Source organism: Kitasatospora sp. NPDC058048, assembly GCF_042885555.1.
Taxonomy (GTDB): Bacteria; Actinomycetota; Actinomycetes; order Streptomycetales; family Streptomycetaceae; genus Kitasatospora; species Kitasatospora lactacystinica.
Window position 1 is genome coordinate 351668 of the sequence record NZ_JBHVRT010000002.1, and the last position, 13918, is coordinate 365585.

12 protein-coding genes are annotated in these 13918 nt (G+C 73.3%); 11 read left to right on the top strand and 1 reads right to left on the bottom strand.

The genetic code is table 11. The features are described from left to right. Nucleotides 1-478: 478 nt before the first annotated feature. The 11 genes from ACFVVA_RS03580 to ACFVVA_RS03630 all read left to right on the top strand — a co-directional run bounded on the left by ACFVVA_RS03580 (nt 479) and on the right by ACFVVA_RS03630 (nt 11675). The gene (locus ACFVVA_RS03580; RefSeq protein WP_387685271.1) at nt 479-2254 is read left to right on the top strand and encodes an ABC transporter transmembrane domain-containing protein; all 1776 of its coding nucleotides are present in this window, start codon (nt 479-481) and stop codon (nt 2252-2254) included. Nucleotides 2255-2297: 43 nt separating this feature from the next. Further along, nucleotides 2298-4070: an ABC transporter ATP-binding protein gene (locus ACFVVA_RS03585; protein ID WP_387685274.1), complete on the top strand. Its 1773-nt coding sequence runs from the start codon at nt 2298-2300 to the stop codon at nt 4068-4070. A 169-nt stretch (nt 4071-4239) separates the two neighbouring features. Continuing rightward, a complete protein-coding gene (locus ACFVVA_RS03590; RefSeq protein WP_359911650.1) occupies nt 4240-4485 on the top strand; it encodes a LapA family protein in 246 nt (81 codons plus the stop codon). A 47-nt stretch (nt 4486-4532) separates the two neighbouring features. Then, complete coding sequence (locus tag ACFVVA_RS03595; RefSeq protein ID WP_387685369.1) at nt 4533-5261, top strand: amino acid ABC transporter ATP-binding protein; 729 nt, start codon at nt 4533-4535, stop codon at nt 5259-5261. Nucleotides 5262-5330: 69 nt separating this feature from the next. Further along, nucleotides 5331-6242, top strand: a complete 912-nt coding sequence (locus ACFVVA_RS03600; RefSeq protein WP_387685371.1) for a glutamate ABC transporter substrate-binding protein — start codon at nt 5331-5333, stop codon at nt 6240-6242. 12 nt (nt 6243-6254) lie between these two features. Further along, nucleotides 6255-6899 carry an amino acid ABC transporter permease gene (locus ACFVVA_RS03605; protein ID WP_359911656.1) on the top strand — a complete coding sequence of 215 codons (645 nt, stop codon included), beginning with the start codon at nt 6255-6257 and terminating at the stop codon, nt 6897-6899. Continuing rightward, the gene (locus ACFVVA_RS03610; protein ID WP_359911659.1) at nt 6896-7765 is read left to right on the top strand and encodes an amino acid ABC transporter permease; all 870 of its coding nucleotides are present in this window, start codon (nt 6896-6898) and stop codon (nt 7763-7765) included. The genes ACFVVA_RS03605 and ACFVVA_RS03610 overlap by 4 nt, the downstream gene beginning before the upstream one ends. Nucleotides 7766-7939: 174 nt before the next feature. Beyond that, on the top strand, nt 7940-8845 hold the full coding sequence (locus tag ACFVVA_RS03615) for a LysR family transcriptional regulator (RefSeq protein WP_359911662.1): 906 nt from the start codon (nt 7940-7942) through the stop codon (nt 8843-8845). A gap of 217 nt (nt 8846-9062) precedes the next feature. Continuing rightward, the gene (locus ACFVVA_RS03620; RefSeq protein WP_359911665.1) at nt 9063-9644 is read left to right on the top strand and encodes a cysteine dioxygenase family protein; all 582 of its coding nucleotides are present in this window, start codon (nt 9063-9065) and stop codon (nt 9642-9644) included. 58 nt (nt 9645-9702) lie between these two features. Beyond that, entirely contained in the window at nt 9703-10845 is a 1143-nt protein-coding gene (locus ACFVVA_RS03625) for a YeiH family protein (RefSeq protein ID WP_387685373.1), read from the top strand. A gap of 116 nt (nt 10846-10961) precedes the next feature. Further along, complete coding sequence (locus tag ACFVVA_RS03630; protein WP_387685277.1) at nt 10962-11675, top strand: spermidine synthase; 714 nt, start codon at nt 10962-10964, stop codon at nt 11673-11675. A gap of 289 nt (nt 11676-11964) precedes the next feature. Here the strand turns inward: ACFVVA_RS03630 and ACFVVA_RS03635 are convergent, their stop codons facing one another. Next, on the bottom strand, nt 11965-13890 hold the full coding sequence (locus ACFVVA_RS03635) for a hypothetical protein (protein WP_387685279.1): 1926 nt from the start codon (nt 13888-13890) through the stop codon (nt 11965-11967). Nucleotides 13891-13918: the final 28 nt, after the last annotated feature.

Below are 13918 nucleotides of genomic sequence, written 5' to 3' on the forward strand. Positions count from 1 at the left end.
GGCGAATCTTGGGTGAAGCTTTGCGGGGGTTTGGTCGAGGGGTCGGCCGACCCGGGGCGGGGCGTGGACCGCCCTGGCGGGGCGTGCGGGGGGCGTGCGGGTCCGGCTCGCGGTGGCCGGGGTGCGGAGCGCGCGGGCCGGGGCGAAAAGCCGTGGTGAAAAACACGTTGCGCAGATCGCGCGGAGGTTGGCAGGCTCCCGATCATGACGTCCTGACTCTCGGGCCCTTCGTGCCCATCCCACCCCGTCCGGCTCCGCTCCGGGCGCATCGTCGACGTCGCGCCGCAGCCGTGCTGCCGTGCCGCGCGTCATCCGCCTGTCGGCTCGGGCCGCTCCTCGTCGGGCCGCCCGCCGTAGGGCTGCCGTCCGCACTGCGCGCACGTCACCCCGGTGCTCCGTGTGCGCCGTTCCTCGAACTCCTGTAGCTCTCCCGAACCCCTGTGCGCTCGTGGCCGCGCACCGCTCGTATCGGAGTGTCATGCTGCTCACCCCCCTGCCGCTGGCCGATCCCGGCAGTCCCGACCTCTCCTCACCCCCGGCCTTCCTGCGCTGGCTGCAGCGCCGCCAGCGGCGCGGGCAGGTGCTCGCCACCCTCTGGTCGCTGATCGAGATGGGGTGCCGGGCCGCCCTGCCGATACCGCTCGGGGTCGGCGTGCAGGCCGCCGTGGACGGTGACGCCGGCGGGATCTGGCGGGCCGGCGGGATCCTGCTGCTGCTCGGCGCGGGTGCCGCGCTCGGCGCCGTGCTGGTGCACCGCCAGGCGGTCTGGAACTGGATCCACGCGGCCACCCACGTACGGCAGTTGGTGTCCCGGCAGGCCTCGCACCTCGGGGCCGGGCTGTCCCGCCGGATCGCCACCGGAGAGGTCGTCGCGGTCGGCAGCGGGGACGTCGAGCGAATCGGCTGGTACGTCGAACTGGTCGCCCGGGTCCGGTCGGCGGTGATCGTCTGGCTGGCCGTCAGCGTGGCGGTGCTGCTGGTCGATCCGGTGCTCGGGGCCGGGGTGCTGCTCGGCGTCCCGGTGCTGGCGGCCTCCGTCTGGCCGTTGATCGGGCCGTTCGAGCGGCGCTACGAGCAGCAGCGCACCCTCGGCGGCAAGGCCACCGAGCTGGCGGCCGACACCGTCGCCGGGCTGCGGGTGCTGCGCGGCATCGGCGGCGAGGAGCTGTTCCTGGAGCGGTACCGGGCCGCCTCCCAGAAGGTCCGGGCCGCGGCTGTCCGCTCGGCCCGGATCCAGTCGCTGATGCAGGCTCAACAGGTTTTGCTTCCAGGCCTGTTCGTGGTCGGCGTCACCTGGTACGGCGCCCGGCTGGTGGCCTCCGGCGAGCTCGCCGTCGGCACCCTGATCGCGGTCTACGGCGCCACGGCCTTCCTGGCCGCCCCGCTGCGCATCCTGGGCGAGGCGGCGCACGCGTGGAGCGTGGCCCGGGTCTCCGCCGCGCGGACCGTCCGGGTGCTCTCGCTCGGCCGGACGGCCGGCACGGCGGAGGCCGCACTGGTCCGGCCGGACAAGGCCGACCTGCACGACCCGGCGAGCGGGCTGACGGTGCGGGCCGGCGAGCTGACCGCGGTGGTCTGCGGGGACCCGGACTTCGCGGGGGCGCTGGCCGAGCGGCTCGGCGGCCACGTCCCGCTGGCCGAGGGCGAGCGGGCGCAGGCCCCGGTGCGGCTCGGCGGCACGGAGCTGGACGCGGTGCCGCTGGCCGAGGCCAGGGCGGCGGTGCTGGTCCACGACAAGGAACCGGTGCTGCTCTCCGGCACACTGGCCGAGCTCTTCGACATCCCGTCCTCGGGGCGGGTCACGGCCGCCGCGGCCCTGGCGGCCGCCCGGTCGGAGGACGTGCTGACGGCCCTGGCGGACGGCTCGCCGGAGTGCGGGGGAGACCCGATGCGCGCCCGGATCACCGAGCGCGGACGCTCGCTCTCCGGCGGGCAGCGCCAACGGCTCGCCCTGGCCCGCGCCCTGCTGGCGGACCCGCCGGTGCTGGTGCTGGACGAGCCCACCAGCGCGGTGGACGCCCACACCGAATCGAGGATCGCCTCCGGGCTGCGGGACACCCGGGCGGGCCGCACCACCGTGGTGTTCGCGACCAGCCCGCTGCTGCTCGACCGGGCGGACCGGGTGGTGCTGCTGCAGGAGGGCCGGGTCGTCGCGGCCGGGCCGCACCGCGAGCTGATGCGCACCGAGCCGGCCTACCGGGCCGTGGTCACCCGCGGTGATGAGGCGGCCGCTCCGGTGGGTGAGGCCGTATGAGGAACATCGTCAACTTCCCTGCTACGCACGCGAGGAGCACGTCATGAAGCCTCCGTTCCAGGAGGAACAGGAGCCGGCCGCCACCCTGCCGGTCGGCTCCCCGGCCGCGGTGCGCGGATACCTGCTGCTGCTCGCGCGGCGGCACCGCGCCGGGTTCTCCGCGGTGGTGTCGCTGCACTCCGTGGCGACCGTGGCCGGGCTGGTCGGGCCCTGGGTGCTCGGGCGCCTGGTCGAGTCGCTGGCCACCGGGACCGTCGGGTCCACCATCGCGGTGACGGTCGCCTGGTACCTGCTGGCACTCGTGGTGCAGGCGGCCTTCACCGGCTGGTCGCGGATGCGCGGCGCGGTGCTCGGCGAGCGGGTGCTGGCCGACCTGCGCGAGGACTTCCTGGTCCGCTCGGTGGCCCTGCCGACCGGAGTGCTGGAGCGGGCCGGCACCGGTGACCTGGTCTCCCGGGGCACCACCGACATCGACCGGCTGGACAAGTCGGTGCGCGAGGCGGTGCCCGAACTCGCCGTCGCCGTGGTGTCGTTGCTGCTGGTGCTCGGCGCGCTGCTGGTCACCTCGCCACTGCTCGCGCTGACCTCGCTGATCGGGCTGCCGCTGCTGCTGGTCAGCTCCCGCTGGTACTTCCGGCGCGCACCGCAGTCCTACCGCAGCGAGTCGGCCGGGTACGCGGCGGTGAGCAACGTGCTGGCCGAGACGGTGGACGCCGGGCGGACGGTGGAGGCGCTGCGGCTGGGGGACCAGCGGGTCCGGCTGACCGACCGCAAGCTGCGCGAGTGGCTGGCCTGGGAGCGGTACACCCTGTGGCTGCGCTCGGTCTGGTTCCCGACCATCGACGCGGTCTACACCTTGGCGGTGCTCGCCACCATGCTGTTCGGCGGGCTGTTCGCCGTCCAAGGCTGGATCACCGTGGGCCAGTTGACCACCGGTGTGCTCTACGCGCAGATGCTGACCGGCCCGGTGGACATGATCCTGCGCTGGTACGACGAGCTCCAGGTCGGCCAGGCCTCGCTGGCCCGGCTGGTCGGCGTGCGCGAGGTGCCCGAGCACGAGGGGGACGAGTCCGTCCTGCCGGACGGCCGTCGGGTCGAGGCGAAGGACGTCCGGTTCGGGTACCGCGAGGGCGCCGACGTCCTGCACGGGATCAGCCTGGACGTTCCCCCGGGCAGCCGGGTCGCGCTGGTCGGGCCGTCCGGCGCGGGCAAGTCCACCCTCGGCCGGCTGCTGGCCGGGATCTACGCCCCCGGCCGCGGCAGCGTGACCCTCGGCGGGGCGGCGCTGGCGCGGATGCCGGCCGAGCGGGTGCGCGCGGAGGTCGCCCTGGTGAACCAGGAGCACCACGTCTTCGTCGGCACCCTGCGGGACAACCTGCGGCTGGCCGCGCCCGGGGCGGACGACACCGAGCTGCGGGCCGCGCTGGACGCCGTGGACGCCGGAGCCTGGGTGGACGCCCTGCCGGACGCCCTGGACACCGAGGTCGGCTCCGGCGGCACCTCACTGACCCCGCCGCAGGCCCAGCAGCTGGCGCTGGCCCGGCTGGTGCTGGCCGATCCGCACACCCTGGTGCTGGACGAGGCCACCTCCCTGCTGGACCCGCGGGCCGCCCGCCACCTGGAGCGCTCGCTCTCCAGGGTGCTGGAGGGGCGGACGGTCATCGCCATCGCCCACCGGCTGCACACCGCGCACGACGCGGACGTGATCGCGGTGGTCGAGGGCGGGCGGATCAGCGAGTACGGCAGCCACCCGGAGCTGGTCGCGGCGGGCGGTCCGTACGCGGCGCTCTGGCGGTCCTGGCGGGACGAGCGGTAGCGGGACTCCGGTCCGGCCGGAGTCGGACCGGAGGCGGGCCGGACTGGACCGGAGCGGACCGGAGCGGACTCAAACCCGTACGGGGCCTGATTGCCCCGTACGGGTTACTCCCTGCCCCGGAAGAGCGCGTAACCGGGCAAATCGGCCGTCAGGCCCGCAGACTGCTCCGGTGACCAAGATTTCAGACGGACCATCCCGTTCCCCGCGCGGTGAGATCGGCGGCATCCCCACGCGCTACATCGGGATCGGCGTCATCGTCGTCCTCGCCGTGTGGTTCCTGTTCGCCAACCTCGACAGGGTCCAGATCCAGTTCTGGGTCTTCACCGTCACCGCGCCGCTCTGGATCGCGCTGCTGGCCACGCTGATCGCGGGCGTCGCGCTGGGCTGGTTGCTGAAGGGACGGCGCAACAGGTGACCGCAGCCCCCGGGCCGGCGCCGGCCGGCGCCTCGGCCTTCACCCCGCTGATCGAGATGCGCGCGGTCAACAAGCGCTTCGGGGACCTGCACGTCCTGCAGGACATCGAGCTGACGGTCGGGCGCGGCGAGGTGGTCGTGGTCATCGGCCCGTCCGGCTCCGGCAAGTCGACCCTCTGCCGGGCGATCAACCGGCTGGAGCCGATCGAGGACGGCACCATCCTGATCGACGGCCGCCCGCTGCCAGAGGAGGGCAAGGGCCTGGCCAGGCTGCGCGCCGAGGTCGGCATGGTGTTCCAGTCCTTCAACCTGTTCGCGCACAAGACCGTGCTGCAGAACGTCTCGCTCGCGCAGATCAAGGTCCGCGGCCGGCCCAGGGCGGAGGCGGACGCCAAGTCCCACGCGCTGCTGGAGCGGGTGGGCCTCGCCGACCAGGCCGCCAAGTACCCGGCGCAGCTCTCCGGAGGGCAGCAGCAGCGGGTCGCGATCGCCCGCGCGCTGGCCATGGAGCCGAAGGCCCTGCTGTTCGACGAGCCCACCTCGGCGCTCGACCCCGAGATGATCAACGAGGTGCTGGACGTCATGCGCCAGCTCGCGAGCGAGGGCATGACGATGATCGTGGTCACCCACGAGATGGGCTTCGCCCGGGCCTCCGCGAACCGGGTGGTGTTCATGGCCGACGGCCGGATCGTCGAGGACCGCGCCCCGGAGGACTTCTTCAGCGCCCCTGAGAGCGATCGCGCCCGGGACTTCCTGTCCAAGATCCTGAAGCACTGAGGCGGCGCCGTGAACCGTGAGACGACGCCCGTGGTGCGCCCTGCGGGGAGGCCGGTCGCGCGGCCCGGGATGCGGTCCGCCGCCCGGGCGGGCAGACGCGTGCTCGCCGTCGCCCTGCTGCTCGCCGCGCTGGCGGCCGGCTGCGGCAAGCCCGGGACCCCGCCGCCCAAGGGCCCGCAGCCCAGCGCCCTGCCCAGCTACCAGGTGCAGGACGCCTCCGCGATCACCGGCTCGCCGACCCTGGACGCCGCCCGCAGCCGGGGCCACCTGGTGGTCGGCGTCAAGGAGGACCAGCCGTACCTGGGCCAGAAGAACCCGGCCACCGGCGAGTACTCCGGCTTCGACATCGAGATCGCCAAGATGGTCGGCGCCTCGCTGGGCTTCCCGCCGGACCGGATCCAGTTCAAGACCATCGCCTCGGCCAACCGCGAGACCGCCCTGCAGAACGGCCAGGTGGACTACTACGTCGGCACCTACACCATCAACGACAACCGGAAGAAGCTGGTCGGCTTCGCCGGCCCGTACTTCATCGCCGGGCAGTCGCTGCTGGTGCGCAAGAACAACGACACCATCCACGGCCCGGAGGACCTGGACGGCAAGAAGGTCTGCTCGGCGGCCGGATCGACGCCGTACCAGCGGATCCAGTCGAAGTACCCGAAGGCCGAGCTGATCGGCTACGACACCTATTCGGCCTGCGTGGACAACCTGATCACCAACCAGGTCGACGCGGTGACCACGGACAACGCGATCCTGCTCGGGTACGCGGCCAAGGCGCCGGACGAGCTCAAGGTGGTCGGCCCGCTGTTCTCGACCGAGCCGTACGGGATCGGGGTGCCGAAGGAGGACACCGTGCTGCGCGGCGCGATCAACGACGCGCTGGAGCACCACATCCAGAACGGCGACTGGCAGAGGGCCTTCGAGGCGACCCTCGGCCTCTCCGGGGAGCCGGCGCCCACCCCGCCGCAGATCGACCGGTACTGAGAGGGCCGCGCCGTGAAAACGCTGATCGACAACTGGTCGACCTACTGGGAGGGGTTCCTCGGCACGCTCTCGCTGTTCGCGGTGAGTGCCGTGCTGTCGCTGGTGCTGGGCGTGCTGATCGCGGGCTTCCGGGTCTCGCCGGTCAAGCCGCTGCGGGTGTTCGGGACGGTGTGGGTGACCTTGCTGCGCAACACGCCGCTGACGCTGCTGTTCTTCATCGTGGTGCTGGGCCTGCCCCGGTTCAACATCACCCTGCCCTTCTACACCTTCGCGGTGCTCGCGCTGGGCTGCTACACCTCGGCCTTCGTCTGCGAGTCGATGCGCTCGGGCATCAACACGGTGCCGACCGGGCAGGGCGAGGCGGCCCGCAGCCTGGGCATGAGCTTCGGGCAGACGATGAGCCTGGTGGTGCTGCCGCAGGCGTACCGCTCGGTGGTGGCGCCGCTCGGCAGTGTGATGATCGCGCTGGCCAAGAACACGGCGATCGCCGGCTCGTTCAGCGTCACCGAGCTGCTGGGCACCTACCGGACCATCAACGAGCTGGGCTACAGCATCGTCTGGACCTTCGTCTGGATCGCCGTCGGATACCTGATCATCACCCTGGCCATCAGCGCCGTCTTCAACCTGCTGGAACGACGAGTGGCGGTGTCCCGATGACCGTTGAATCCTCGGCGCTGTACGACATCCCCGGCCCGAAGGCGCTCGCCCGGCACCGGCTGTACGGCGGGATCGCGCTGCTGCTGATCGCGGCGCTGATCGGCTGGGTGATCTACATGCTGTTCCACACCAACCAGTTCACGTACGCCAAGTGGCAGCCGTTCGAGTACCGGGGCGTGCAGGAACTGCTGCTGCGCGGGCTCGGCAACACCCTCAAGGCCTTCGGCTGGACGGTGCTGTTCGCGCTGCCCTTCGGCGCGCTGTTCGCGGCCGGGCGGCTCTCCGACCACCGGGTGGTGCGCTGGCTCTCCACGCTGGTGGTGGAGTTCTTCCGGGCCATGCCGGTGCTGGTGATGATCTTCTTCGTCTTCGTCGCGCTCAAGGTGCAACCGCTCTGGGCGCTGGTGACCGGGCTGGTGCTCTACAACGGCTCGGTGCTGGCCGAAGTGTTCCGGGCCGGCGTGCTCGCGGTGCCCAAGGGGCAGCGGGAGGCGGCGTACGCACTGGGCATGCGCAAGACCCAGGTGATGTCGTACGTCCTGGTGCCGCAGGCCAACCGGGCGATGCTGCCGGCCATCATCAGCCAGCTGGTGGTCGCGCTCAAGGACACCTCGCTGGGCTTCCTGATCACCTACGAGGAGTTCCTCCACGCGGGCAAGCTGATCGCCACCAACCTGGACTACGACCTGCCGTTCATCCCGGTGGTGATGGTGATCGCACCGATCTACATCGGCATGTGTCTGCTGCTCTCCTGGCTCGCCCGCTTCGTGGAACGGCGCAGCCGGCGCAGCCCGGGCGTGCGCGGCGGGGCACCGGTGGTCAAGGCCGAGGTGGCGATGGGGCTGCCGCCGTCGGCGCAGCAGTGAGGAGCCCGGTTCGGGGCTGAACCATAGGTACGGGTGGGGTTGGGGTCGATACCTCCAAATTCCTCTTATGATTCTCGGGCGTCCGGGCGAGGCCCGGGCGCGGTCCGAGCACGGTCCGGGCGGGGCCGGAGCGGGGCTGTCGAGAACGGATGGGCGGGAGGGGTCATGGAGCCGATGTTCGATTCGCGGCACATCAGGACGTTCCACGAGGTCGTCCGGGCCGGTTCCTACTCGGCCGCCGCCCGCGAGCTCGGCTACACCCAGCCCGCCATCACCCAGCAGATGAAGGCGCTCGAACGCACCGTCGGTGTGCCGCTCTTCACCCGGGCCGGGCGCGGACTGCGGCTCACCGAGGCCGGCGAGGCACTCTCCCGGCACGCGGAGCTGATCCTCGACAGCATGTCCGCCGCCCAGCAGCAGCTCGCCGCACTGGCCCGGTTGCGCGCCGGGCGGGTGCGGGTCTGCGCCTTCCCCAGCGCCAACGCCACCCTGATACCCGAGGCGATGGCCCGGCTGCTGGCCGAGCACCCCGGCGTGCGGGTCGAACTGCTGGAGGCCGAGCCGCCGGACTCCGTCCAGCGGCTGCTGCGCGGGGAGTGCGACATCGCGCTGGCCTTCCGTTACCCCGGTGTGGCCACCGAGGTGCCGGAGGGCGTGGACGAGATCCCGCTGATGGAGGACCTGCTCACGGTGCTGCTGCCGGTCGGGCACCCGCTCGGCCGCCGGCACGCCGTACGGCTGGCCGACCTCGGCGGCGAACGCTGGATCGCCGGCTGTCCGCGCTGCCGGGCCAACCTGCTGCACGTCTGCGCGGAGGAGGGGTTCGCGCCGGACATCGTGTTCTCCACCGACGACAACCTCGCGGTGCAGTCGCTCGTCGCCGCCGGGGTCGGGATCGCGCTGATGCCGGCACTGGTGCTCTCCTTCATGTGCCACCGCAAGGTCACCGGGCGGGCCGTCGAACCGCACCTGCGGCGGCAGGTGAGCGCGTACGTGCTGCGCGAGCACCGCCGGATCCCGGCCACCGGGCTGGTGCTGGACCACCTGCGGCAGGCGGCGGCGAGTCGGGTCGGGTGCTGAGCGCCGATCCGGGTGACGACTCCCGGCGGCGAGCGGCAGCAGGAGGGCGCCGGCGACCGGCAGCAGGTGACCGGCAGGCGGTAACGGGCGAGCGGCAGTAGGTAGCCGGCAGTAGGTGACCGGTGACTGGCTGGCTGGTGACATATAAGCGTTAGTGGGGAGGTTCCTTACCAACCCTCCTTGGACGTGATAGGTCACCAGGGTCGAACCTGCTGGGATGACTCCCTCAGCCACGGTCGGCAGCGACCGACTCACCGAGCGGATGACCGCGCTGATCAGTGAGATCCGCGCCGTCGTGGACCGCGGACTCCCGCCGGAGCTCACCGCCTACCTGGTCGGCGAGCGACTCGCCCCGCACCTGCACGCCGACCCGGACGGTCCCGACGCGCTGCTCGCCCCCGCCCACCGTGAGGGCGACCCGCAGCGCTACCGTCAGCACGTCCTGCACGCCGAGGAGGACGGCAGCTTCTCCGTCGTCGCGCTGGTCTGGCTCCCCGGGCAGCAGACCCCGATCCACGACCACGTCTCCTGGTGCGTGGCCGGCGTCCACCAGGGGCAGGAGAGCGAGACCCGCTACCGGCTGGTCTCCGGCGGCCCCACCGCCCGGCTGGTCGAGACCGAGCACGTGGCCGGCCCGGCCGGTACCGTCGCCGCCTTCGCCCCGCCCGGCGACATCCACCTGGTGCGCAACTCCTGTAGTAGCACGGCGATCTCCATCCACGTCTACGGTGCGGACGTCTCCCGGCTCGGCACCAGCATCCGGCGGGTCTACCGGATGCCCGCCGACGGGCAGCAGTGATCCCGGCGTGGCACTGACCCTCCGACACCGCGCCGCCCGTACCCGCTCGTTGCCCCCGATGCGGGGGGACACCCCCGGGCTGCTGCTCGCCGCCCTCGGGGTGGCCGCCGCGCTCGGCGTCCACGCGCTGGTGCCGGCCGTGCCCAAGCTCACCGCCGCCGTCGTGCTCGGCATGGCGGCGGCCCACCTGCCCGGGGTGCGCCCGGTGGTCCGCGGGATCGCCCGGCCGGGGCTGTCCACGGCCGGGAAGCGGCTGATGCGGCTCGGGATCGTGCTGCTCGGGCTCAAGCTCAGCCTGGACGACGTGCTCGGCCTCGGCTGGGCCACCGTGGCCATGGTGCTGGCCGTGGTCGCGGCCACCTTCGCGGGCACGCTCTGGCTGGGCCGGCGGCTCGGCCTGCCCGGCGACCAGCCGCTGCTGGTCGCCACCGGGTACTCGATCTGCGGGGCCTCGGCGATCGGCGCGGTCAGCCAGGCGGCGGGCAGCGAGGAGGAGGACGTCGCGGCCTCGGTGGCGCTGGTCACCCTGTGCGGGACGCTGGCGATCGCCGTGCTCCCGCTGCTCCAGCATCCGCTCGGGCTCGACGAGCTGGAGTTCGGGCGCTGGGTCGGGGCGAGCGTGCACGACGTCGGGCAGGTGGTCGCCACCGCGCAGACCAGTGGGGCCGGGGCGCTGCGGGAGGCGGTGCTGGTCAAGCTGATGCGCGTGGTGCTGCTGGCGCCGCTGGTCGCGGGGGTGGCCGTCATGGTGCGGCGGAACCTGCGGGCGGCGCGGATGGTGCGGGTGGCTTCGGTGAAGGTCGCGGCGGGGGCTCCGGCGGGGGTTTCGACCGGGGCTTCGGCGGCGGTGACGTCGGCGGCGGTGACGTCGACGGCGGGGGCTCCGGCGGAGGGCGAGGCGGACGGGAAGCCGGGTGAGAAGTCGGTGAAGACCGGCAACCGTCCGCCGATCGTGCCGCTGTTCGTGGCGGGCTTCCTCGCGATGATCGTCCTGCGGACCACCGGGGTGCTGCCCGAGCGGGCGCTCGGCCTGGCCTCGGACGCCCAGGAACTGCTGCTGGCCGCCGCGTTGTTCGGTCTCGGCAGTGCGGTGCACCTGCCGACCATGGCCCGCACCGGCGGGCGGATCGCTCTGCTCGGGCTCGGATCCTGGGTGGTCGTCGCGGGAGTCTCGTACGCGGGGGTGCTGGTCACGACCTGACGGACCCCGGTGCGGACTCGGCTATTGTCGGGCGCAAGCCCACCCCGCCCGCCGGTACCAGGGCGGTGGTGCGGCCGAGTTCAACCGAGTTCACCCGAGTCCGCCAAGGAGGACGGATGACCACAGCACTGCCCGAACGCGACGGCCGCGAGGCCGTCGTCACGCTCGACCGGCGGGAGGGCCCGTACGGTGAGGTGGTGCTCCGGCAACGCGGTCGGGACTTCGAGATCATCGCCAACGGCTGCTTCCTGATGGACACCGCCGACGGGCGCTCGGAGCGGCTGCTGATCCAGACGGCGCTGGACGAGCTGGACCGTACGGGCGGCGGTCCGGTCGAGCGGCCGTCGGTGCTGATCGGGGGCCTCGGGGTCGGATTCTCGCTGGCGTACGCGGCGGCCGAGCCGCGTTGGGGGCGGATCGCCATCGTCGAGCGGGAGTCCGCGATCATCGACTGGCACCGGACCGGCCCGCTCGGCGCCTTCTCGGACGGCGCACTGGACGACGAGCGGGTCGAGGTTCTCCACACCGACCTGCTGGAGTACCTCGCGGCGGCGGACGGCGAGCGCTACGACGCGCTGTGCCTCGACATCGACAACGGGCCGGACTGGACCGTCACCGAGTCCAACGACGGGCTGTACGGCGCGGACGGGCTGACGGTGCTGTGGCACCGGTTGCGGCCCGGCGGGGTGCTGGCCGTGTGGAGTGCGCAGCCTTCGCAGGCCTTCGAGGACGCGCTGCGGGCGGTGGGCTTCTCGGACGTGGTGACGCACGAGGTCCCGGTCGCCCGGGGAGTGCCGGACGTGGTGCACCTGGGCCGGAGGGCGGGCTGAGCGCCGAAGCCGGTCCGGCCGGGGCGGAGCAGGTGCGCCCGGAGCGTGGGTGAACCCCTGGGCGGTGTGCGGCGGTTGACGGCGGAGCGGATCGCGGCCGACCTCCGACGGCGCTCGCGGCAGGGGAGTCGGCGCCGAGGGGAGAGGGGCCGGAAGCGGGTAACGGATGACAGCTGACAGATAACAGATTTCAGATTTCGTTCGCTGAAATCTGAAATCTGTCTGCTGTCGACTGTCGGCCGTCATCCGTTCGCCGTGTCACCGCGCGGTGGCTCGCCGCGCCTCCGGCTCAGCCGAACGGGCGGTTCTCCGGCTCGGCGCCGACCGCGGCTACCGGCTCCGGCTCGTCCGTCGGCAGGGCCGGGATGCCCTCCATGGAGAAGGGGTTGAAGTCCGGCGGCGGGACCATCACCGGTGTGCCCTTGCGCGGACCCGCCTCCTCCGCGTCCTCGGGCTGCTCCGATCCCTGTGCCGCCGCTTCCACCGCGACGGGCGGGGCCTGGGCCGGGACGACGGGCGGGGTCGAGGGCGGCGGCGGAACGGAGGGGCCCTGCGAGGGGAGGGTGGTGCCGAACGGATCGGCCTTCTGGTCGGCCGTGACCGTGGTCCCGAACGGGTCGGCGACCGGGGCGGCGTCGGCGGGCCGGGCCGCGGGTGCGTCGCCCGGCGCGTCCGGGATGCCCTCCATGGAGAAGGGGTTGAAGTCCGGCGGCGGGACCATCACCGGCGTGCCCTTCGGGCGGTCCTCGGCATCCGGCGCCGTGTCCTCCCCGCCGGAGGAGGGGACCTCCGCGACGGGCGCGAAGGGGTTGAAGTCCGCGGGAGGTACCCGTACCGGTGTGCCGCGCAGGTGCACCGGCTTCTCCTCCGCCTCCTTCTCTGCGGCGACGGCAGCGACGGCAGCGGGGGCTTGAGCCGGAACCTGAGTCGGAGCAGGGGCCTGCGCCGGGGCGGGCGTCCGGACCGGCGCGGGAGCCTGGACCGGAACGCCGCTCATCGCGGCCGGCACGCCGTCCCAGCCGAACTGGACGCTCTTCAGCAGCTCCGCGAACGCCTCCGTGTACAGCTCCCAGTCCTCCGGCCGCGCCGTGGACAGCTGGGCGCACAGCACCGTCCCGCCGTCCGGCAGCGGCACGAAGGCCTGGACGGCCGAGGTGACCACCCAGCGCCGCTGCCCGTCGGCGGCCAGCGGGCCGGGTACCGGGGCGGTCCGGCCCTCGACCAGGACGGCGGCCGGACCGGCCGGCAGCAGGACGGTCCACACCTCGGCGTGCCGCCGGACGGTGGCCAGTTCGGTGGCGAGCGCGGTGATCGGCAGCGGGTGCCGGGCGAGCGAGACGACGAGGGCGGCGTCCGAGGTGCGGTCGTCCAGCTCCAGGGCGCAGACGCCGGCGTAGACGACGCCCGCGTCGCGGATCAGGTCGGCCAGAGTGGCGGAGATCACCGCGAAGTCGCGCCGCGGCTCCGGGCCGGTGGCGCTGAACAGTTCCTCGGCGACCTCCGCCAGGTGCCGGGCCAGCTCGTCGGCGGCCGCCACGGTGGCCGGGTCCGCACCACCCGTCCGGTCCGTACCACCCGTCCGGTCCGTATCGCGGGGCCGGTGCGTGCCGTCGGGCAGTGCCGGCAGCGGGGGCACCGCACGGGCGGAGACGCCGGGCGGGCCGCCCGGGGAGGTCAGCGCGTGGAAGCCGGGCGGCACGACCAGCCGGACCTCGGCGCCCGCGCCGGTGGGCAGTTCGACCGGTTGCCGGGTCTGCTGCCCGGCCGCCAGCGCGGCCAGCGCGGGGGCGAACGGCGGGCGCAGCTTGGCGTCGGCGAACTCGCCGGTGACCGGGAGCTGGAACAGCGCGGCCGAGGTGGTGCCCCGGTCGGCGATGGCACCGCGCACCGCGCCGCCGCCGTACCGGGCCTGGAGCGCGGTGACCACCCGGTCGGTGAGCCGTGCTCCGGTGCCCGGCCGGGCGGTGCCGGCGGTGGTCACCGTGCCGAGCCGGTCGAGGGCGGTGTGCACCGGGCCGTTGGGGGCCAGGGGCAGGCCGAACAGCGTTTCGGCGGCGGGGTGTTCGGCCGCCCGCGGGGCGCTCAGCGAGGCCGCCGGGTGGCGCGAGGTGCGCTCGTCGAAGAGGGCGTCGGTGAGGGTGCCGAGGGTCGCGCAGACCTGTTCCGCCGCCGCGAAGGGATTGGCCTCCACGCTGAACTGCACGTCCTGGGTCACCTGGTGAGCCCCCCGCTCTGCTCCGTCT

Bases quoted from the DNA above. Each gene is read 5' to 3' on its own strand.
- ACFVVA_RS03580 (WP_387685271.1), top strand. From the start codon at position 479: ATGCTGCTCACCCCCCTGCCGCTGGCCGATCCCGGCAGTCCCGACCTC.
- ACFVVA_RS03585 (WP_387685274.1), top strand. From the start codon at position 2,298: ATGAAGCCTCCGTTCCAGGAGGAACAGGAGCCGGCCGCCACCCTGCCG.
- ACFVVA_RS03600 (WP_387685371.1), top strand. From the start codon at position 5,331: ATGCGGTCCGCCGCCCGGGCGGGCAGACGCGTGCTCGCCGTCGCCCTG.
- ACFVVA_RS03610 (WP_359911659.1), top strand. From the start codon at position 6,896: ATGACCGTTGAATCCTCGGCGCTGTACGACATCCCCGGCCCGAAGGCG.
- ACFVVA_RS03615 (WP_359911662.1), top strand. From the start codon at position 7,940: ATGTTCGATTCGCGGCACATCAGGACGTTCCACGAGGTCGTCCGGGCC.
- ACFVVA_RS03620 (WP_359911665.1), top strand. From the start codon at position 9,063: ATGACTCCCTCAGCCACGGTCGGCAGCGACCGACTCACCGAGCGGATG.
- ACFVVA_RS03625 (WP_387685373.1), top strand. From the start codon at position 9,703: ATGCGGGGGGACACCCCCGGGCTGCTGCTCGCCGCCCTCGGGGTGGCC.
- ACFVVA_RS03630 (WP_387685277.1), top strand. From the start codon at position 10,962: ATGACCACAGCACTGCCCGAACGCGACGGCCGCGAGGCCGTCGTCACG.